Genomic DNA, 21795 nt, shown 5'->3' with positions numbered 1-21795 from the left:
ATGTAATTTTTCCGCTATTGCTCCATGTAAGTGAGCTTTGTTCCCTGAATTTCTCCTATAGCAAACTTATTGTATATTGCCTTCACTATTTCTTCGTATTACAATTATTATTAGTAATTAAATACAAAGGAGTGCAATATGGTTTACATCGGAACTTTTCTATTTTCTCTATTAGCAATAAATTTTTTTTATAGAGTAATAAAATTATTCATAAAGGTTAATAAACAAGCATATTCTGAGAATACTAAACACATCTTTAGATGCAGTTCTTGTGATCAGAGCTATTCCTTATTAGGACCCGAAGTCCGAAAAATCATAAAGGGAGCTGTACGTATTAACAAATCTAGTCCCAAAAATCAAACAACTCTTTATAAATTCTCTTGCCCTTCTTGCGGTAACTATTCAAATCAAGAAAAAATATTTGATTTGAATACTACTAAAGCATTAGGGAAAGTAAGGGTTCAAATGGACTCCTACCAAATACCCATTTTTGGTGATTTTTTACTAAAAGGTCTATTACCCATATTAGTTTTTGCTCCCTTTTTGAAATTCTTCACTTGATAGATAAAACTGCATATAAAATATAGTTTTTTGAAAACCTATGTAAACTCAGTGACAGAATCATTAACATCTCCTATCTCCATAGCCTTCGCTATACTTTTTTAACAGATACTTATCAATTTTATCTATTTCAGCCCTCTTTTAATGTATAAACTCTGTAATAGCAACGAGTTTTAACGATTATTCAAACAGCTAAACAAAACATAAAACATTTGATTGCAGAAAAATAATCTTTTTTAACTGCAAAATAGCCTCTCTAACTAGACTGCTTAGCCTAGTTAGAGAGGATCTATCGATTATTTTTTGATTAGCAGTGCTTTGCTTTTCGGATAAGTTGGAAATTGATTCATCGGAATGCTCCAGTCCTGCTCTGGTATCGAGAACTGGTATTTATTTACTAGCTGATCAGAAAAGACCCTTAACGTATGCAACGTAATCCACTCTCCCGCACAGCGATGCATTGTTTTAAATTCTCCTCCGCCTTGAGCGATCATTTCATACTCCTCATCATAAGAAATATGTTTTTCTTTTCCTAGGTAACGGGAAATTCGAAAGACTTCAGGCGTTTCAATCATTCGATCGTCGTGGTTTGTTCCATAAAGATCAAGAACGACCCAGCTATCTTTAGGGATTAAGTATCCGTCAACTTCCACATCTTGTATTGCAAAGGCTGGTAGCATTGGGAAGAAGGGATAGTATCGGCGCATTTCTTGTATGAATGAATCCTGCAGCTGATCAAATTCTGCATGGAGACGCTGGTAAATATCTGGTCGACTGAATAACGCATGCCCCATCAGAGCAATCCAAACAGTCAAGGCTACAGTTGGACGAATCACATTTAACAACTCAACAGCAGCAACATCAATCGGTAATAATTCACCATGATCATCTGTCGCTTTAGCAAAAGCATACAAAGCTACATCTTCTTTTCCAGCAACAGGATTGATTCGTGCATTTTCGATTAATGATTGGGCCCATTTTTCTGATTTTTTACGATTATCGATGCCTTTGATATGAGTCGCAGGGTTTGTTACAGCAGAGCTGATCATTGAAATCTGATATTCAGCTAATTGATCTACTTCCTTCTTAGTCAATTGAGATAAATCAATGCCTGCCCACTCACAAATCGAACGGAATAGAACATCCTTAGCCAAATCGAATAATTCAAACTGCCCCTGTTGCCGATCTAGTTTTTGTGTCAAATTTTTATCAAGAATACGATGATATTCCTCCATCCGTTTTGGGGTCATCAAATCCATAAAAATCGTTTTTCTGTGCTCATGCGCTTGACCATCTAATGTTTGAACGCCATTTTCTCCAAACAATGTTTTTAAAACAATTTTAGGCATTGCTCCTTCTCGTTTGAAATTGCGCGGATCATAAAACTTCTTGGCCGCTTCTTTTCCATAAATCGCAATCACTTCTTTGTTTAAAAGACGTGCTTTGACAACTGGAGCATTTGCCTCCTTGCGTAATTCTGAAAGCAATAAATAGCCTTCGTCTAAACGCTCAGTCACATCTGTTAGCTTGATTTTAATTTCCGGTACTTTTTCCATAACAATCCACTTCCGTTCTTCTTTTTCTAATTTTATACTATCGCGTTTCATAGAAAAGAATCAAAGGAAGCGCTTGTGAACACTGGAAAATTGAATAAAAAAAGAATAGATCGCTATGATCTATTCTTCATCCTCTTCTTCATCATCAAAATCATCGTCGTCATCATCAATCACGCTTAGATCATCTTCGATTCCGCCTGGAACGACTTCTTCGTCATCTTCGCTTGCATCCGCTCCGATTTCTTGTAAATCAGAGTTGTATGCTGCGATTTCGTCATCATCATCGTCATCGTCGTCATCAATTTCATCTTCTTCATCGTCTACCAATAGATCTGTATCTTCTGGATCGTCGTCATTGTAGTCGATCGCATCTTCATCGTCATTGATAAAGGCATTGACTTTTTTGCGTTTCTTACGACGAGGAGCATCCTCTTCTTCATCCTCTAAGCCATGATTCACTTCTTCATCAATCGAATCAATCGCGTACCATGAACGTAATCCCCAGCGATTATCTCCTAGAGAAATAAAACTTCCATCAATATTCAAATCGGTATAAAATTGTGCTAATGCATCACGAATCTCACTGTCTGACTTGCCAAGATAGTTTTGGATTTGATTTACTAGATCCGAAAAATCCATTACATCTGCGCGTTCTTCCAGAATTGCGTGTGCCACTTCAATCATTGATAATTCATCTTTGTTCAAACCATCAAAAATACTAAGTTCCAAGTATGACACGTCCTTTCAAAGTCTACTCCTTATCATACAAAAACAGAGGATAAAAAGCAAACCTTTCTTATGCTTAGGTGGTAAATTCTAACACCATCTGATAGTCGCCTACTTTTTCATCTTTCATTAAAAGCGAGTAATCGATCGTGATGATACCAGAAAATGGACGATCCTTTAAACTCACGTGCATTTTGTTTGCATAGGTCGTGATCATAAAAATACCAAATGGTGTCTTGTAACTGGTTTCCATTTTCTCTCGATAGGCAAAGCGCATTCGCATTCGAGTTTCACCAGAACGAATTAATTGTACCTGCGAATCCGGCATTACTTTCACCGTAACTGGAACTTCTTGACCATCTTGCTGAATCTCTTTGTAACGGATATACAGCGTGTCTCCCATCTTAACAACTTGACCAGGAAGATCGAAAACAAAGTCCTCTGTTTCATTGTTTTGAGTAACTTTTGTTTGAACCTTAATTTTGGCAGGAATACCTTCATTGATATTCACAGAGCTCCCACTCCTTTTTTTTGTTTCATGTACTTATTTTTTTGCATCTATCACTTTTTATGCCTTTTGGTTATCACTTACTTTATAGCCAAATACAAGAAAAGTTGATATTCTTCCACTACTTATTTTTGTCGGTTTTGCTTTTTTTGTCAACTACTTCTGCTTTTTTGAGCGACATAATTACTTACTTTCTGTATTTTTGTTTATAATAAGAAAGAATACAAGGAACGAGAGGAAGATTAGATGAAAGAAGCGTTGCTTTTTGACCAAGGAATGCTCCCGCATACAGATTTATTCAATCCCTTTGCTTTGACTGATGTACTAACAGAATTCAGCGGTGAGCAAGAGCAGCCGATCATTCACTTTTGGCAGTTACCAAAAACATTAATCTTAGGAATGAAGGACAGCAGGGTCCCTTATTTTAATGAAGCACTTAAAGTAGTTCAAAAAGAAGGCTATCATTTGCTTTTACGTAATGCCGGCGGTTTGGGTGTTATTAGCGACACAGGTATTTTGAATGTCTCTTTAATTCTTCCTAAAAATTCAATCTCTGCCTTATCAATTGATGACGGTTACCAGGCAATGGTAGACTGGTTAGAGCAAACTCGCTTTGGCAAATTAGGAATAGAAATTGGCGAAGTCGCTGATTCTTATTGTCCAGGTAAATACGATCTTTCCATTAAAGGAAAAAAAATTGCGGGGATCGCCCAGAGACGAGTTAAAGAAGGCGTTGCAATCATGATGTATCTTAGCGTAAATGGCGATCAAAATCTTCGGGGAAAAATCGTTCGCTCTTATTATCAAAGCGGATTGAGAGATCAATTTGGTGTGGATTATCCACCTGTTAATCCTGATAGTATGACAACGCTAGACGATACTGCATTCTATGAAGTATCCGTAAATTCTGTAAAAAAGGAGTTGCTGCAAGTGATGCCTCATCATGATCAAACAGACTCTCTGCCAAATTTTTACCAATTGGAAGAATATCAACGCCGCGTTCAAAATATGCAGCAACGGAACACACTCATTCAGGAGGTACTTAATGACTTATAAATATCAAATGCTGCCGCTGGAAAAAGTTTTTCGCGATCCAGTCCATAACTATATTCATGTTCAGCATCAAGTAATTTTAGATTTGATCAATTCAAAGGAAGTTCAACGTTTGCGCCGGATCAAACAGCTTGGAACTACCTCGTACACTTTTCATGGTGCGGAGCATAGCCGTTTTTCACATTCGCTGGGTGTTTACGATATCACTCGCCGAATCTGTGATATTTTTCAGCGAAACTATTCTCAAGAAAAATACGGTAAAGACGGATGGGATGATTCACATCGCTTAGTTGCCTTGTGCGCAGCGCTACTGCACGATGTTGGACACGGTCCTTATTCCCACACGTTTGAACATATTTTCCACACCGATCATGAAGCATTGACTGTAGCGATCATTACATCGCCAGAAACGGAAGTCTTTCAGATTTTAAATAATGTCGAAGAAGGTTTTCCAGAAAAAGTTGCCAGTGTAATCACCAAAACTTATGACAATCCGCAAGTTGTACAAATGATCTCTAGTCAGATTGATGCCGATCGAATGGATTATTTATTGCGAGACGCCTATTATACTGGGACAGAATATGGAACGTTTGATTTAACCAGAATCTTGCGTGTCATTCGTCCTTACGAAGGCGGGATTGCGTTTTCTATGAATGGCATGCATGCCGTGGAAGATTATATCGTCAGCCGCTATCAAATGTACGTTCAAGTGTATTTTCATTCTGTGTCTCGTGGGATGGAGGTCTTACTGGAACATTTATTGGATCGCGCACATGAATTGTATCAAGAAGATGCAGAAATTTTTTCACTCCATTCGCAATTCTTGATTCCATTTTTGAAAGAGGATTTTTCGTTGGAGGATTATTTAAAATTAGATGATGGCGTTCTGAATACTTATTTTGCTCAATGGATGGACGAGCAGGATTTAATTCTAAGTGACCTAGCCTATCGCTTTTTAAATCGCAAGCCATTAAAATCAATCACAGTGGATTCCAGTGAGAACCCCTTACTAGTCGAAATGAAAGATTTGGTTGAAAAAGCTGGGTTTAATCCCCGCTATTATACAGCGATCAATTCCAGCTATGATCTGCCTTATGATTTGTATCATCCAGAAAAGGGCAGTCACCGCACACAAATCGAACTAATGCAGAAAGACGGCTCGTTGATCGAGTTGTCAAAGGCAAGTCAATTAGTCTCTGCATTAACTGGACAAGGCCAGGGTGATGTTCGTTTCTATTATCCAAAAGAAATGACCCAACTAGATAGTAAAAACTCGGATCTTTTTGATGACTATTACCGAGCGTTCACAAAACATATTCATAATGGAGCGTTAGTTAACTAAAAAAAAACTTTCTGATCAATCAAGATCAGAAAGTTTTTTCTTTAGCCACTCTTCAACAGCCCATTTGTGACTGCCGCGTTTCAATAATGCGATTGCCTTTGCTGGCTGCTCCCAGCTGCTATTGTTTCCCTCTTCTAACGGTTCGGAAACTTTTTCCCAGCTTTTAGTAGAATAAAAATAGCCTGGATTATAAAAGAAGGTTTCGCGATGTCGCGAGTAAAAATATTCATCCGCTTGTCCTAAATATTCCGATAAAACGACCTCAAAGCCTAATTCTTCGAGCATCTCGCGCTCAATCGTCTCTTCCTTCGTTTCATGACCTTCGATTTCCCCACCAGGTAAAAAGTAAGCACCATTAGGAGCTTGAACAAGCGCAATTTCTTTTTCCTCATTCATTAAAATTGCATAAGCTGCATAACGGGCTTGATATTTTTTTTCGGCTTCCTTTTCGCCAAACACTGGGATCATTGGTGTCCTCCTAAGTAATGTATTTACTAGCTAGTTTACATTAAAAAAAACTCATAAACAACCACTGAGCATAAATGCTGAGAAATGGATGTTTTATGTTATCATGAACTTAATAATAATTAGGAGGTTACTTACTTATGAAAATGGCACACACTTGTGTTCGAGTAAAAGACTTAGAGGCATCTGTCAAATTTTATCAAGAAGCATTCGGATTTGAAGAATCTCGTCGTCGTGATTTTCCAGATTCAAAATTTACGCTTGTTTACTTAACTTTACCTGGGGACGAGTATGAATTGGAATTAACCTATAACTATGACCATGCAGCATATGACTTAGGTGATGGTTATGGGCATATTGCCATTAGTTCCGATGATTTAGAAAAGCTTCATGAAGAGCATAAAAATAAAGGTTTCAACGTGACGGATTTGAAAGGTCTTCCAGGAACGGATCCTTCGTATTATTTCATTACCGATCCAGATGGCTATAAAATTGAAGTTATTCGTTAAAAACAAACGAGCTAGATTCAATTGAATGAATCTAGCTCGTTTTATCCAATCATGACACTTTCTTCTGGCAGTTTGTAATTTCCTTGTTCTTTCTTTGTTAAGCGTATGGTTAGTGAGAAGCCAACTGTCAGAATCCCCACTCTGCCGATGTACATCAAACCAATAATCAAGATTTTTCCCATAAGACTCAAACTAGGTGTCAGTCCCATCGTTAATCCAACTGTCCCAAAAGCAGAGAAGGTTTCAAACAAAAGATACTCGATTCCACGAAAACGTGGTAAAACCTCCGTTACTGACATCAGCATCGTTACTGCGATACACAAGGTCAACGTAATAAAGAACAACGTCAGCGCACGAGACACGACCGACGGACGAATCGTTCGTCTAAAAGCCTCTGCGTGCATCCTTCCCTTCAGCATGGAAATTGTTTGAACCAATAAAACACCAAATGTCGTTGTTTTCAACCCACCAGCCGTTGAACCAGGTGTCCCGCCAATAAACATCAAAACTATCGTAAAAAGGATTCCCGCTTGACTGACGCTGCCGTAATCAACTGAAAAGTACCCCGCTGTTCGAGCAGTTACCGACATGAAAAGCATATTCGCAAAACGATTTATCGGTGACGAATTTCCTACTAAATAACGTCCACCAGATTCCGAAATACAAAACACAAGCGTCCCAATAATCAGTAAACTTAGCGAAACAGTTAACGCAAGTTTACTATGTAGGCTAAGCTTTCGAGTCTTGCGAAAATTCATCAAATCCTGCCAAACGATAAACCCTAAGCCGCCTCCGACGATCAATCCAGAAATTACAAACAACACATACGCGTTATCTTGAAATCCTACCAAACTATCGCCAAATAAATCAAATCCAGCGTTACAAAAAGCTGAAATGGAGTGAAAGAACGAATACCAAAGACCTCTTCCAAGACCATAAGCCGGGATAAAGTCAATAGCTAATAAAAGTGCACCTAATAACTGAAATCCCATCGCAAAGCGAAAAATATACAGCATCAATCTCATTACACCAGATAAGCTATCTAAATTTAAGGATTCCTGCAAAATAATCCGCGTCATTAAACCGACTTTTCTTTTCATGATGGCCATAAAAATAAAGGGCATCATCATGAAGCCTAATCCACCGATTTCAATCATGCTTAAAATGATCAACTGTCCGCCCATATTCCAATGTTCGCTTGTTGTCAGTGTTGTTAAACCTGTTACACATGTCGCAGATGTGGCTGTAAATAGCGCATCAATAAACGGTGTCCCCTGTCCTGATTTCGTAACTATCGGCAAGGTCAATAATACACTTCCAAACAAAATGATCCCGGCAAAGCCTAAAGCAATAAATTGAATAGGATAGATTTTAAAAGGCCAATGTTTTTCTTTAACCATAACTTCCTACCTTCAAAAAAAGGAGCTACTTTCTCAAGTAGCACCCATATTTTTAACTTTGATCATGCGAGTCACTTCTGCACGTTCATTTTCTTCCAATTTCATTTTGATAAAATAAATTGTTTCTTCTAACTGAGGAATCGTCATATATTCTAAAGCATTGACACGACGACGTGTTTTCTCGATCTCCTTTGCCATAAGTTGACAAGTTTTTTCGATTTCAGTCAGTTCTAATAACTTAGGCAGAACTTTCGTGAATTTTTTAATACTTTGATCCAGCTCATCGTTAGAATTCAAAAAGCCATATTCCAGCGGTCCATCAGCAAGGTCTTTTTCGTGCTGGAAGTTCATAATTGGAACTTTTACACTCATCACATCTTTCTCAATCACATCAAGCGTCACACGCTCTTTAGGAACTGCCAATAATTCTTCAATGTACTTGTCATTCAATAACGCATCAGCTACTGAGAAATTTTTCATTGCTTGTTGCAATTCCTCTTCGACCTCAGCGCGCATGACATTATTCTTTTTGACCAATAAAATGAAACGTCGCATCAGCTCATCTTGCTTATCCTTCAAAAGTTTATGTCCGCGACTTGCAGTCGTCAGTTGCTTTTTTAATCGTGTAAGCTCCATCCGTGTTGGATTAACATTTAATTTCACCATAGGATCATTCTCCTTTTGTTAAATATTCGTCCAACATATCGTCCTTGATTCGTTTCAGCTCTGTTCTTGGCAGCATTGCCAATAGTTCCCAGCCAAGATCCAATGTTTCATCAATCGAACGATTCTCGTAAAAGCCTTGATTCACATATTCTTCTTCGAAACGCTCAGCGAATTTTGCATAGATTTTATCAACATCTGACAAAGCAGAATCTCCCAATACGACAGCTAGTTCCTTCGCTTGTTTCCCTTGGGCATAAGCTGCAAACAATTGGTTCATGGTTGGCGCATGATCTTTCCGCGTCTTTCCTTCACCAGTTCCCTTATCTTTCAAACGTGACAAGGACGGTAATACATCAATCGGCGGCTGGATACCATTTTTATCCAATTCTCGAGACAAAATAATTTGTCCTTCCGTAATATATCCCGTTAAATCGGGAATTGGATGTGTTTTATCATCTTCAGGCATTGTTAAAATCGGAATTTGAGTGACCGAACCTTTCAAGCCGCGAATTCGACCTGCGCGTTCATATAATGTCGCCAAGTTCGTATAAAGATACCCAGGATAGCCACGACGTCCAGGAACCTCACGACGAGCCGCTGAAATTTCTCGAAGCGCCTCACAGTAATTGGTCATATCTGTCATGATGACCAACACGTGCATTCCTTTTTCATAGGCCAAATATTCAGCCGCTGTCAAAGCCATGCGGGGAGTTGCAATCCGCTCAATCGCTGGATCGTTAGCCAAATTCATAAACACGACTGAACGATCGATCGCACCTGTCTGACGGAAATCCTCCATAAAGAATTCAGCTTCTTCAAAAGTGATACCAATCCCGGCAAACACTACAGCGAAGTCATCTTCCTTGTTTAATACAGTCGCTTGACGGGCAATTTGTGCCGCCAGCTCTTTATGCGGCAAACCAAAACCAGAGAACACGGGTAATTTTTGTCCACGAACTAACGTATTCAAGTGATCAATCGCTGAAATCCCAGTTTGAATAAACTCATCAGGATAATCTCGCGAAACAGGATTAATTACTTCCCCGTTGATATCAACATTCTTTTCCGCTAGTATTTCTGGTCCGCCATCTTTTGGGCGACCCAAGCCATCAAAGACACGACCAACCATATCCTCAGATACGCCTAACTCCAACGGATGTCCTAAAAAACGAGCCGTAGATTCTTTTAAATTGATACCGCTCGTTCCTTCGAAAATCTGAACTAGGGCTTTGTCTTCATGGATTTCTAAAACTTGTCCACGACGCAACTCGCCATTTTTTAAACGAATTTCCAGTAGCTCTTCATACTTTATCCCTTCAACTTTGTCAATTGCCATCAAAGGTCCGACCACTTCATTGATGGTTTTATACTCTTTAATCATTGGTCATTCCTCCTTCAGCAACGATCGCTTGAATTTCCGATACAATATCCGAGTTGATTTGATCTAATTTTTCTAACTCTGACTCTGAGATATATTTGCTTCGTGCAATTCTATCACGTAAAGTGACCGTGCCATCCATAATTTCTTTCAAATAGGTTCCTAATTCTAATGCACGTTGCCCTTCTTTATTGAGTGTCAGAATGTTTCGAATCATTTTGAATTGTTTTTCTCTGGATGTAAAAGTATCCACATCGTCAAAGGCATTTTGTTGCAGATAATCTTCTCTTAAAGATTTCGCAACTTCTAGTGTCAGACGGTCTTTTTCCGACAATGAATCAATTCCGACTAAACGTACGATTTCATTTAGTTCAGATTCCTTTTGTAGCATCCGCATTCCTTCAGCTACCATCTCAGACCAATTTGCTTGTAAATCATTATCTAAATACTTTCCAACTTCAGAAGAGTATAGGGAATAGCTTTCCATCCAATCAATTGATGGGAAATGGCGTTGCTGTGCCAATGTTGCACTTAATCCCCAAAATACTTTTACTACACGGAGTGTATTTTGAGTTACTGGTTCCGAAGTATCTCCACCTGAAGGGGATACCGCACTAATAGCAGTAATTGAGCCTTCTCGTCCGTCATTTCCTAAAGCGATGACACGCCCGGCACGCTCATAGTATTCTGCCAAACGGCTACCTAAATAAGCGGGATAACCTTCATCCCCAGGCATTTCTTCCAAACGTCCACTCATTTCCCGCAAAGATTCCGCCCAACGTGAAGTAGAATCTGCCATGATAGCGATATTGTATCCCATATCACGGAAATATTCTGCAATAGTAATTCCCGTATAGATGGAAGCTTCACGTGCAGCTACCGGCATGTTAGAGGTATTTGCGATTAGAATCGTTCGTTCCATCAAGGATTCCCCTGTTGTCGGATCGATCAATTCAGGAAATTCATTCAATACATCGGTCATTTCATTTCCACGCTCACCGCAACCAACATAAACCACAATATCCACATCTGCCCATTTAGCGATCTGATGCTGAACGACTGTTTTACCAGCCCCAAATGGTCCTGGTACTGCGGCAGCACCGCCTTTTACAACTGGGAAAAACGTGTCGATTACTCGCTGGCCTGTAATCATTGGAGCTTCCGGATTAAGCTTTTCAGATACAGGACGTCCACGACGTACTGGCCATTTTTGCAACATCGAAAATTCTTCTAAGCCGTTTTGTGTTTCAATCACATAAACGGTCTCATCGATCGTGAACTCTCCAGATGTAATTTTCTTCAAGGTCCCTTTAACACCATTTGGTACCATAATTTTATGCGTGATGATTTTCGTTTCGTTTACTGTCCCGACGATATCCCCGGCTGACACAGTGATTCCCTCTTCAACTGTTGCGTCAAACCACCATTTCTTCGTATGATCTAATGCTGGAATTTGAACACCGCGACTAAGAAAATTACTGTCAGTCTGTTCCTTGAATGTATCTAATGGGCGTTGAATACCATCAAACATTTGAGAAACAATTCCCGGACCCAATTCTACCGAGAGTGCTTCTCCTGTTGTCTTAACTGGTTCTCCTGGTCCAATGCCTGCAGTTTCTTCATATACTTGAATGGATGCCACATCGCCGCGCATCTCAATGATTTCGCCGATAACCCCAAGGTCACCTACGTAACAAATATCTTGAATAGCCGCTTGCTCCATATTTTCTGCCAACACTAGTGGACCAGAAACTTTAATTATTCTACCTTCTTGCAAGTCATTAGCTCCTTTATAAAATATTCTGTCCGACTGCTCGTTCAACTTGTCCTTGGATCATGGATTTGCCGATGCCTAATGTCCCTTCATGATTAGGAATCAAAACGATTGCTGGAATCATTTTTTCTTCATAACGTTTAATGGTATCAGGAACAAGCTGAGCAAATTCCTCAGTGATGTAAATAATGCCATAGTCATTTTTAGCCATTTCATCAATTTGCTGTCGAATGAGTTGTTTATCTTTCGTTGTTCGAGTATCGAAATCAAAAAGTTTGAATGGTAAGACAGAGTCTTTGTCACCGATTGCACCGATTTTATGTGCCATATGTCTCACGCATCCTCTCTCTTATTTGTTCATCTGTTAATCCGACCTCTTTGCCAGTAATAATCAAGCGAAGATTTTTAGCCTCGATGGCTTTTGCGTTTAGCAGTGCTAGTACCGGCAAAGGTCCAAAGGCTTGAGTTTGTGCCGTTTCGTAAAAGCCAGTTAAATAGTCATCACAAAGCCGCTCTAACTGAGTTAGATTAATCGTATTTTCTTGAATGATTGGTTCGATTATTTCGCCATAAGATGTTGCTCGTAAAAAAAGTGTTAATCGCTCTAAATCACCCTCAACACAATCAAGCAATTCGTCTTTTGGAATACTTCCATGGCTCGATAATACTGTCGACATGAAATTGCGACTTCTTTTTTGTTTAATTCCTCGTGCTACCATAAGTATATTAGTAAAATCAATGAAACTAATAACCTCTTTTGTTAGTTCTGGCTCATCAATCATATCTGCTATTTTTCTTTGGCAATACAAATATTTGCGATCAAGAATAATGTCAATTCCTTGTAAACTATTCGATTCTTCAAAATGCTCTCGGACTTCCTGTAAGCTTTCAAGTAAAAAATCTGGTAGACCGCTAGCTTGTCCAGTTCGAATTGCTGTCTTGATTTGGTCTAAAGAATAAAAACCATCATAAATATAAAGATCATCAAAATTTTGATTTAATAACTCGCCCTTGATTAATGCCTTTAGATTATGGAAGGTAAAGCGCATCGTATAAATCCATACTACTTTTGTGTCAGGGACGATTTTTATTAACTCCGATAATAATTCCTCCTGAGCTTTCCCTAGGGCTTCTTCAAAACTTTCAGAGAAATTATCAGTTAAATATTCGCCATAAATCGTTCCTCTAAAAAGAGTCTCAACTTCTTCCATATTTTCTGCTTTTAACATTCGCCCCATAAATTCAGGCGTTAACAGTTCCAATTCCTTCAAACGAACCAGCGGATTCAATTCATGATACGTAGATTGTTTCATTCAGTGCCTCCTAATTCGTAGTCTCTAATTATGAAAATCTAAGTTTACGTCCTTTTCTTCAAACAGTGTTTGAGCAAATTGAAAACTCTCCCGTTGCTGTATTTCTCTTACTAAACTCTGATAAAGAAAGTTATATTGCACGCCGTCTTTGTCTAAAATAAAACCGGCCTCAGCTGCAACAGGATTCTCGCCCATGAATAATTGATAAGCCAGCATATTATTTTGTTCGGCAAGCCATTCATTTGTAAAAACAGTCTGAGATTTTTCTCCCGGAACAAAAACCAAATTCCCCTGTAATTGCATTTTCTTTAATGCATTGTGAGCAAACTCCTGCTGTTCCTTCGTTGACCAATTTTCCATTTGTCCCACTGCCTCAGCAAACACTCGCTCTAAAATTGCTTGTTTTTGATTTAAAATCATTTGTTTTTGTGCAACCTGACGCCTATTTTTAGCCTGCTTATAATTATTTTCGAGATTTTGTAAATTTTTCTCTAGACGTTTAAGATGATCTGCTTTCATTTCTGTTAATTCTGCTTGAAAGTCCTGATCAATCCGCGCGGTCTCTTTTTCTTTCAGCTGACGCTGCTCCAAGTCAGCTTGCTGGTTCAGCTGCTCGACTATCTTTTCGATTGCTTCCATCAAAAAACTCCTTACACTTGTCCAACTAACAAGAATGAGATAACGAATCCTAAGATTGCATACGTTTCAACCATGGCAGCATAAATGATCCCTTTTGTTGAGTGTTCTGGTTTTTTCGCTAAGATTTGAATACCTGCGGCAGCAACCTTCCCTTGAGCAATCCCTGAAAATAGTCCAGTAAATGCTATTGGTAATGACGCACCTAAGTAACCTAACCCTTGAACAACAGATAAATCACCAGACAAATTAGTGAAAATCAAGAACGCGATAACGAAGCCATATAAACCTTGTGTACCAGGTAGCAACTGTAAGATTAACGCCTGTCCAAACTTCTCTGGCTGACTAGTCGTCAACGCTGCAGCCGCTTCACCAGTCATACCCACCCCTTTGGATGACCCGATACCTGAGAAAATTGTTGCTGTAGCCATTCCTAAAATCGCAAAAATAATACCACCACTGTTATTAATCAAATACTCCATCATTGTTTAAAATTCCTCCAATTATTTTTCTTGTTCAATATTTACATATTTTTCTTCTGTTTTTAGTGGACTAAACGCACGTCCGCCACCTTCGTAAAATTTCCCAAAAAATTCTACATATTGTAATCGAGCACCATGAACATATGCTGACAATAAAGATAAAAAGATATTTAATCCATGTAAAGCCAACATCAATAAGATACCCACGCTAAAGCGCGCTATTGGAGGCATATAGCCCACCAACATGTTAAATGCTGCAGCAATACTTCCGCCAGAGATACCCAAAGCCATCAATCGTGTATAACTAACCAAATCACCAATATAACTTGTAATTCCATATAAGTTATATGCTCCTTTGGCTAATCCTTTCAATTTAGACTTTGATTGTAGCATCGGAGTAACAATTATCAGCAGAGCACTTAAAACTGCAAGCCCAACGCCGATAAAGAAGAGCCCTTGACTATCCATCAGCATTTTTCCTAAACCACCAACGATTGCTCCGACCATAATCCCCTGCCAGGCAAAACCATCTGAAACTGCACCTAGATAATTTTTGGCTTTGATATTCTCTTTGGCAGCTAACCCTAACCCAATAAAAATCTGTATCACACCAAAAACAATGGATAGAATCAGAATACTAATAACATCATCACTAGTAGAAAGTATTGGCGTATAGTCTAACGAAAAGCCAAAGAACGAGTTATAAATCAAGCCCCATAAAATAGTAGGAACAGCCAAAATTTGGAAAAAGCGCATAAAACGCTCCATTCCGCGCGGTAAAATTGTTCGCAAAGCAACAGTTGTTGCCACTAACATCAGACCACCATATCCTGCATCGGCTACCATCATGCCAAAGAAGACAAAATAAAACGGCATAAACCACGGTGTCGGGTCAACTTCATGATATTTTGGCAAACTGTACATTTCAGTTAACATCTCAAAAGGCTTAATTAACTTATGATTCTTTAATTTAGTTGGAATTTCTTCATTGATCTCTGTATCCGTCGGTTCTTCAATTTCGATATACAGATTTCCAGCTCCGATTAGATCCTCTACAAAAGTTTCAAAGCTTTTGAAACTGTCTGTTTCAATCCATCCTTGGAGTAAAAATACTTTATCATCCTTGATAAATCGATCATGAATTAACCAGCGGTTTTTTCGTGCCAACAGTACTTCTTCTGAAGTTTCCAGATTTTCAATAACGATTTTCTTCTGCCCAATCAGTCGAGCCAGCTTTTTCTGTTCTTCTACTAATTTCATCATTTCCCGCTGAATGCTGGCCAATTCTGTTTTAGGAAGCTGTGTTCGATTGTACGTAAAGGCAACTATGCTGAATTGACGAACAAGTTCTTGTACCTCCTCTTGTTCTGCACGTAAAAATAATAGAACGAAGTTGACAATATGATCGTCACTATAAATGATTTCATAATGAATTTGTTTGTCCTTCAACTCTTGCTTAAAGGATTCCCAAATACTTGCATCAGCAGTTCCTAGAAAACACTTTGATGAACGTAGTGCATATTCTTTTGGCAAAAAATCTAAGGCTTGCCATTTTTGTAAAAGACTTTCTTGTTCGCTCAAATCACGTTGTCTAGAACTAGCATCCAAAAAATGCCGTTCTAATTCTTGAATACTTTCCAATTCCGAAAGTAAAGCAGCTTCATCGAAATTCTCTTCTAAAGTCTTTAAAGTGGCAACCTGACGTTTAAGATGAAGGCCTTTTTCCCGACTACTTCCGTTATGCTCGACAAATCTAATAGCATGTGTGATTTGTTCTAACTGGTAATCAATTTTTGCAAGAGTATCCTGACTAGGCAAAGGATCTATTTCATTAAAATATTCCTCGACCCATTCATTACTGACTGTTTGCTGAAAGAGGTCTCGAATTTCCACTCCTTGGAAACCCTGAATCGCAGATAAAATTCGCTCACTATATTCTTGTTGAGCAATCAATGTCAGCTTACTCATTTTACTGACTGCCATATTCCGAGATCACCCTTTCAATTATTTTTTGAATCGTCTGTTCTTTCTTTGAACTGTAGTTTTCTTCCATCTGCTTAATAGCGTCTTCAGCACTTCTGGACAATTCTTGTTCTTCAGCCGCTAAGTCTTGAGCTAACGCTTGCTCTCTTTCCGACAAAGCATTTGAAAAATCTGCTCTCAGCTCTTCCCGCTTTTCTTGTAGCAGTTGTTTTTTACTCGCCTCATAAGCTGTCAATTCAGCCAGTAATTGTTCTTTTTTTCTTTCATTTAGTTCTTCAGCAGATTTTATTTTTTCTAAAGCTTCTAACACACAAACCCTCCTTTACATACAAAAAAAGAACGCAAAACTCTCAAGGTTGTTCTTCTCACCCCTTGAAGAACACGATCCTTGAAGCTTACGCCCAACCTTTTTGTATTTATTCAATGACTACAGTATATCAAAAAAAGGTGTTCCCGTAACTATTTTTCAAAAAAAAAAGACAAAATTTTTCTAAAGCCTTTGAGCAACATATAGCATTATTTTCATATTTGTAGCAGTTTTTTTATTATTTCAAAATTGAAGAAAAAATTAAGATCGAATTACTTGCTTTTTAAGTTTTGGCTATGGTATCAAAAGATAAAAGGAGTGATAAAGTTTGAAAATAAATCTATTTGAAGATACCTGAAGAACGGTACACTAAATAAGCCTACCGTTTTCAAAATTTTTGAAATGGAAGACAACGAGTCTATTTAGGAAGAATCAACGTAACTTTGGTTTAAGCACTATCTATAATGGTATATCCGCGTTTTCTTAAAAGGTCCAGAGCTTGGGATTGCGTCAGAACTTTCTCTTCTTTCGCAGGTTTTGGCTCCAGATATCCTTTAGCAGAATAGGGTTCCACCTTTGATAAGACATTCCAGATAGCGGTCAGGAGCATCTTACAAATAGCAATGATAGCTTTCTTGTGTCCACGATTCGCTTTGATTCTACGATAGCGATTTTTAAATTCTGGATGTTCTTTGGATCTGAGAAGAGCATTGGCAATCTGTACAAGTAGCGGTTTCAACGACTGCCCTGCACGAGAGATACGTGTTGATTTTGTTCGTCGGGCACTGCGATCGTTTCTTGGACAGCATCCAGCCCAAGAAATAAAGTGTTTCGAAGTTGGAAACACGGACATATCCGGTCCTATTTCTGAAAGAATCGCAATCGCTGTTATTGGCTGAGTGTCTAAGCCCGGTATGGTACGAAGTAGTTCCAAAACAGGGGAGAAGGGTTCTGCAAGAGCTTGAATCTCTAGATTGATCTCTTCTCGATGCTTCTCAATCTCGTTAATATGGTTGAGGCATTGGCGAAGCTTAATCGCTTGAGGTACAGAAATCGCCCCCTCAACTGCCGCTTGGATTTCTTCAACGGGAGTTTTACAACGGGCATGGATAAATGGTCGAACATCAAATGATTCACCGGGATGTTCTAACAAGTATTGGATGATAGAAGTGGATGATTTTCCGAACACATCACTAAAAACATCATCTAGTTTCAGATTAGAAACGGTTAAGCAGTTTAAAGCACGATTCTTTTCACTTGTTTTCATGTTGGTCAGTTTCGTCCGATAACGCATTAGATCACGAAGCTGGCGGATTTCAAGACCAGGAATAAAACTGGGTTTGATCATGTCGCACATAAAGAGATCACAAATCCATTTTGCATCTTTGCGATCTGTTTTATTTCCTTTCTGGGGTTTGGTGTACTTCGGATGAGCCAGTGTGACAAAACAAGTTTTTTCAAGAATATTAAAAACAGGGATCCAAAATTTACCGGAAGATTCCAAACACACATCCTTACAGTTGTATTTAGCAAGCCATTCAGCTAATTCATTGAGACCTTTTGTAAAGGAAGAGAAGCGAGCTTGCTTATACACTGTACGACCATTCGCATCTGTGATTCCGATACACGCATAGATCCACGTTTTGTGGACATCCAAGCCACAACAATTTTTACGAAAGATTTTGAACATAGCAACCTCCTGTAAAAAAATAGTACAGGTTTGGTAGGGACTGGTCATCCGGCGAAATCGAGTCAACTTCGGAAGAGATAAGTTTACGGGCTACGGGTTTGCGCCATTCATTGATGCCTTAACGGATGACCGACACCATATAATTATGCGGGGTTGCCGCTATACAGCCCCGCCACTCACCTCCTCGGGTTCTGTAGTGTACCAGGGACCTGCAAGGAAAGGGTAACACGGAATAAAAAAAGAAAGAAGGCGCTCTAAGGTTTTCATCACCTCATTGGTGCCTTTCGTAGGAAGGCGGATTTATAATTATGAAGAAGAAAATTATAGGCGTCGCAGCGAATCAGCATTATCAAAATAATCAAGATTTTTTTGATCAACAATTTACTTATAGTCCCCAAGGCTTTATTAACGGTGTACATCAAGCAGGTGGTGTTCCCATCTTACTACCTATCAGTGATCCTGAGCTTGCTAGTGATTATATTGCAACAATTGATAAGCTATTATTGGCTGGCGGACAGGATGTCACTCCTTTTTTATATGGGGAAGAACCACATCCAAAGCTAGGCCCTACAAGCATTGATCGCGACTCATTCGAGATGGCTTTAATCAAAGAGGCAATCAAACAGAATAAACCAATTTTTACTGTTTGTCGCGGAACACAACTTTTAAATGTCACGTTAGGCGGGACATTGTATCAGGACTTGTCACAATATGCTGATTGGAAAGTAAAACACGATATGTTTCCCACTGTTCCCGATTTCGGCCTACATTCTATTACCGTCAAAGGAGATTCTGCATTGGCTCCCTTATTTGGTGAACGTGCACAGGTCAATTCATACCATCATCAAGCTATTAAAGACCTAGCTGAAAGTCTTGTTCCAATTGCTTGGTCAACCGACGGTATCATCGAAGCTGTCGAAAGTCGTGAACGAAACACAAAAATAATTGGTGTTCAATGGCATCCAGAACTAACTCGTCAAAATAACCCTCAAGAGCAAGCGTTATTTGATTTCTTTGTTCAAGACTTTGAGTAAATCACTGATTTACTCTTTTTTTACGTTCTTAACTAGAAACAGTTCAAAAACATATCTAGAAATACTTCTATCAGTATTCAAACTGACAAAATTGCTCATTTTAATTATTTTCTTTAGTGATAATCGTTAAAATACTACTTTAGTACCATTTTATTATTTTCGACTTATGGGAGAATCAATCCATAGCTTTTAGCTAAAAGGAGGAAAATAATGAATGCAATTGAAGTAAATGATGTGAAAAAAGTTTATGGTTCTGGCCAAGCGGCTTTTGAAGCATTAAAAGGGGTTAATTTCGCAATAAAAAAAGGAGAATCTGTCGCAATTATTGGTAAAAGTGGATCAGGAAAATCAACTTTAATGCACATATTAGCGTTACTAGATCGACCAAGTTCAGGTAAGATCTCTTTACTGAATCAAGATACACGCCAAATAAAAAATAGTTCGCTAAATAAAATGCGAAATGAAACATTTGGTTTTGTCTTCCAACAATTTTTTATAAATCCTAAGGACACGGTTTTATCGAATGTTTTATTACCATTAAAAATTGCCGGAATCCCGAGTCGAAAAAGAAAACAGATGGCAATAGACGCTTTAGAAGCTGTCGAATTGAGTGATAAAGCGAACAATAAAGCGAATGATTTGTCAGGTGGTCAAAAACAGCGTGTATGTATTGCTCGTGCGATCGTTAATCAACCAGAAATCATTTTTGCCGACGAACCAACTGGAAATCTGGATACAGCCACTGGTGAAAAAATCGAGAAATTGCTTTTTGATTTAAATCAACAAAAAGGCATCACCTTAATTATCGTAACCCATGACCCAGAATTAGCAGAACGATGCGATCGCCAAATTCACATTAAAGACGGTCAATTATTGGAGGGTGCCTAACATGAAACTATTTGACATTATCAAATCTGCAAGCTCAAACCTATGGCGCAACAAGGGGCGAACGGTTTTAACGGTGATCGCTATTTTCATCGGTGCCTTTACAATTTCTTTAACAACTGGTGTCAATAATGGTGTCAATGATTATATTGATCGACAAATCAGTGGCGTAGGCGGCGAAGATCAGCTGATGGTCTTTCCAGAATCTCAAATGGGGTCTACTGACAATGAACCGCAAAAGTACGATCCTGATAAGGCTTCTGGAGCAGATGCCGATTATTTGACGACAAAGGATTTAGATAAAATCAAGGCAACAAAAGGAATTAAAAAAGTCGAACCTTTTCATTTTCTGTCAACCGACTACATTCAACGAAATGATGGAGAAAAATATCTTTTATCTGCTGTAAGTGTCAGTGATATTTCAATTGATTTAGAAGCCGGACGTGAAGTAAACAGTACTGGTGATAAGTATGAAATTAATATAGCTCCAGAATATATGAAATCTTTAGGCTTCAAAACAGCCAAAGACGCACTCAATCAGAATCTAAAAATTGCGGTCAGCAGTCAAGCAACAGGCGAACAAGAAGTTCTTAATGCAACTATTGTAGGCGTTCGAAATGTTAGTTTGATTCAACAAGGCCAATCGATTATGAGTAAAGCCTTATCAGACAAAATTGTTAGTGTGAACGAAAAAGGACTGCCAGAAAATATGAAAAATAAGTATGGGACCCTTTTTGCTACTATGGATAAAAACTTATCGAAGAAACAAATCGAACAGCTGAAGAAACGTTTGAACAAAAAAGGCTTTGCTGCTATGACCGTTGAAGATGAAATTGGGATGATTCGTCAAGTTATCAACGCAATCACGGGTGTACTCACTCTATTTGGTGCAATTGCCTTATTAGCTGCAAGTTTTGGAATTATCAATACACTGTACATGTCTGTTCAAGATCGTACACGAGAAATTGGTTTGATGAAGGCTATGGGAATGGGGCGCTTCAAAGTCTTTTTAACCTTCAGTATAGAAGCTTTATTGATTGGCTTCTGGGGAGGCGTTACAGGAATCGCTGGTGCTGTTGTAGCAGGGCATTTTTTAAATGATTTTGCTACAACCTCATTTTTAGACGGACTCACAGGTTTAACCTTGTTACAGTTTTCTTGGCCGTCCATGTTGATCATCCTGTTAATAATTATGCTGATTGCATTTTTAGCTGGAACTTTCCCTGCCAATCGAGCGGCTCGGTTAGATCCAATCAATGCCTTACGTTACGAATAACAAAAAAGCTGTGGCAAAATCATTGTTTTGCCACAGTTTTTTTGGGTTCTATAATATTTTGTGTTGGTGGAAAATCGAAGGCGATTTTCTACTAACACTTTTTTCTTCGTTTCAACTCAAAAAGAGACTCACTTTTGGTAAAATTTAGTCGACCAAAACGTCACCCTACCAAAGGAGTCTCTCAATGGATAATCATACTAGAAAATTACTCGGATTAACAGATAAACATTTATTTTTTGATGAAGAATGGC

22 protein-coding genes, 1 pseudogene and 1 other annotated feature are annotated in these 21795 nt (G+C 38.6%); of the genes and pseudogenes, 8 read left to right on the top strand and 15 right to left on the bottom strand.

From position 1 onward, the window contains the following. Positions 1-138: 138 nt before the first annotated feature. Positions 139-561, top strand: coding sequence for a hypothetical protein (locus tag OMU_RS21890; protein WP_016182029.1), 423 nt, complete (start codon positions 139-141; stop codon positions 559-561). Positions 562-857: 296 nt separating this feature from the next. On the opposite strand, the gene OMU_RS21885 is transcribed toward OMU_RS21890, so the two are convergent. From OMU_RS21885 to OMU_RS21875, 3 genes are all read right to left on the bottom strand, one after another. Next, the gene (locus OMU_RS21885; RefSeq protein WP_016182028.1) at positions 858-2117 is read right to left on the bottom strand and encodes a cytochrome P450; all 1260 of its coding nucleotides are present in this window, start codon (positions 2115-2117) and stop codon (positions 858-860) included. Between the two features lie 120 nt (positions 2118-2237). Next, positions 2238-2846 (bottom strand): DNA-directed RNA polymerase subunit delta, encoded by a 609-nt coding sequence (rpoE, locus tag OMU_RS21880; protein ID WP_016182027.1) that lies wholly within the window; start codon positions 2844-2846, stop codon positions 2238-2240. A gap of 73 nt (positions 2847-2919) precedes the next feature. Beyond that, positions 2920-3354: a YwiB family protein gene (locus OMU_RS21875; RefSeq protein ID WP_016182026.1), complete on the bottom strand. Its 435-nt coding sequence runs from the start codon at positions 3352-3354 to the stop codon at positions 2920-2922. A gap of 243 nt (positions 3355-3597) precedes the next feature. Between OMU_RS21875 and OMU_RS21870 the strand changes: the two genes are divergently transcribed. Both OMU_RS21870 and OMU_RS21865 read left to right on the top strand, forming a co-directional pair. Beyond that, entirely contained in the window at positions 3598-4407 is an 810-nt protein-coding gene (locus tag OMU_RS21870; RefSeq protein ID WP_016182025.1) for a lipoate--protein ligase family protein, read from the top strand. Next, positions 4397-5746, top strand: coding sequence for an HD domain-containing protein (locus OMU_RS21865; protein WP_016182024.1), 1350 nt, complete (start codon positions 4397-4399; stop codon positions 5744-5746). Before OMU_RS21870 ends, OMU_RS21865 begins: the two co-directional genes overlap by 11 nt. A gap of 15 nt (positions 5747-5761) precedes the next feature. Here the strand turns inward: OMU_RS21865 and OMU_RS21860 are convergent, their stop codons facing one another. Further along, positions 5762-6214, bottom strand: coding sequence for an NUDIX hydrolase (locus OMU_RS21860; protein WP_016182023.1), 453 nt, complete (start codon positions 6212-6214; stop codon positions 5762-5764). Between the two features lie 137 nt (positions 6215-6351). On the opposite strand from OMU_RS21860, the gene gloA reads away from it, so the two are divergent. Next, positions 6352-6720, top strand: coding sequence for a lactoylglutathione lyase (gene gloA / locus OMU_RS21855; protein WP_016182022.1), 369 nt, complete (start codon positions 6352-6354; stop codon positions 6718-6720). Positions 6721-6761: 41 nt separating this feature from the next. On the opposite strand, the gene OMU_RS21850 is transcribed toward gloA, so the two are convergent. The 11 genes from OMU_RS21850 to OMU_RS21800 form a co-directional block, all read right to left on the bottom strand. Beyond that, a complete protein-coding gene (locus OMU_RS21850) occupies positions 6762-8120 on the bottom strand; it encodes a TrkH family potassium uptake protein (protein WP_016182021.1) in 1359 nt (452 codons plus the stop codon). A 33-nt stretch (positions 8121-8153) separates the two neighbouring features. Then, a complete protein-coding gene (locus OMU_RS21845; protein WP_016182020.1) occupies positions 8154-8786 on the bottom strand; it encodes a V-type ATP synthase subunit D in 633 nt (210 codons plus the stop codon). Positions 8787-8790: 4 nt separating this feature from the next. Then, a complete protein-coding gene (locus tag OMU_RS21840) occupies positions 8791-10167 on the bottom strand; it encodes a V-type ATP synthase subunit B (RefSeq protein ID WP_016182019.1) in 1377 nt (458 codons plus the stop codon). Next, a complete protein-coding gene (locus tag OMU_RS21835) occupies positions 10160-11941 on the bottom strand; it encodes a V-type ATP synthase subunit A (RefSeq protein WP_016182018.1) in 1782 nt (593 codons plus the stop codon). The genes OMU_RS21840 and OMU_RS21835 overlap by 8 nt, the downstream gene beginning before the upstream one ends. Positions 11942-11954: 13 nt before the next feature. After that, the gene (locus OMU_RS21830; RefSeq protein ID WP_016182017.1) at positions 11955-12266 is read right to left on the bottom strand and encodes a V-type ATP synthase subunit F; all 312 of its coding nucleotides are present in this window, start codon (positions 12264-12266) and stop codon (positions 11955-11957) included. Beyond that, positions 12256-13251, bottom strand: coding sequence for a V-type ATPase subunit (locus OMU_RS21825; protein WP_016182016.1), 996 nt, complete (start codon positions 13249-13251; stop codon positions 12256-12258). Before OMU_RS21825 ends, OMU_RS21830 begins: the two co-directional genes overlap by 11 nt. 24 nt (positions 13252-13275) lie before the next feature. Beyond that, positions 13276-13890, bottom strand: a complete 615-nt coding sequence (locus OMU_RS21820; protein WP_016182015.1) for a hypothetical protein — start codon at positions 13888-13890, stop codon at positions 13276-13278. An 11-nt stretch (positions 13891-13901) separates the two neighbouring features. Further along, positions 13902-14372 carry a V-type ATP synthase subunit K gene (locus OMU_RS21815; RefSeq protein ID WP_010744503.1) on the bottom strand — a complete coding sequence of 157 codons (471 nt, stop codon included), beginning with the start codon at positions 14370-14372 and terminating at the stop codon, positions 13902-13904. A gap of 18 nt (positions 14373-14390) precedes the next feature. Then, the gene (locus OMU_RS21810) at positions 14391-16352 is read right to left on the bottom strand and encodes a V-type ATP synthase subunit I (protein WP_016182014.1); all 1962 of its coding nucleotides are present in this window, start codon (positions 16350-16352) and stop codon (positions 14391-14393) included. After that, entirely contained in the window at positions 16339-16662 is a 324-nt protein-coding gene (locus OMU_RS21805; RefSeq protein WP_016182013.1) for a hypothetical protein, read from the bottom strand. The genes OMU_RS21810 and OMU_RS21805 overlap by 14 nt, the downstream gene beginning before the upstream one ends. 49 nt (positions 16663-16711) lie before the next feature. Next, positions 16712-16759 (bottom strand) — a sequence feature (sodium ion sensor (DUF1646 type); this cis-regulatory element may regulate processes involved in with the transportation of sodium ions). Positions 16760-17107: 348 nt separating this feature from the next. After that, positions 17108-18349 (bottom strand): IS110 family RNA-guided transposase, encoded by a 1242-nt coding sequence (locus OMU_RS21800; protein ID WP_016178709.1) that lies wholly within the window; start codon positions 18347-18349, stop codon positions 17108-17110. A 308-nt stretch (positions 18350-18657) separates the two neighbouring features. Between OMU_RS21800 and OMU_RS21795 the strand changes: the two genes are divergently transcribed. From OMU_RS21795 to OMU_RS23230, 4 genes and pseudogenes are all read left to right on the top strand, one after another. Continuing rightward, positions 18658-19383 (top strand): gamma-glutamyl-gamma-aminobutyrate hydrolase family protein, encoded by a 726-nt coding sequence (locus OMU_RS21795; RefSeq protein WP_016182012.1) that lies wholly within the window; start codon positions 18658-18660, stop codon positions 19381-19383. A gap of 210 nt (positions 19384-19593) precedes the next feature. Beyond that, the gene (locus OMU_RS21790; RefSeq protein ID WP_016182011.1) at positions 19594-20271 is read left to right on the top strand and encodes an ABC transporter ATP-binding protein; all 678 of its coding nucleotides are present in this window, start codon (positions 19594-19596) and stop codon (positions 20269-20271) included. Between the two features lies 1 nt (position 20272). Continuing rightward, positions 20273-21544, top strand: a complete 1272-nt coding sequence (locus OMU_RS21785) for an ABC transporter permease (RefSeq protein WP_016182010.1) — start codon at positions 20273-20275, stop codon at positions 21542-21544. A 184-nt stretch (positions 21545-21728) separates the two neighbouring features. Then, positions 21729-21795, top strand: a pseudogene (locus OMU_RS23230) (transposase); the annotation flags it as partial.

This window comes from Enterococcus avium ATCC 14025 (genome assembly GCF_000406965.1).
In the GTDB taxonomy this organism is placed as follows: Bacteria; Bacillota; Bacilli; order Lactobacillales; family Enterococcaceae; genus Enterococcus_A; species Enterococcus_A avium.
Note: the sequence above shows the minus strand (reverse complement) of the source record. Positions and strands in the feature narration are given on the sequence as shown.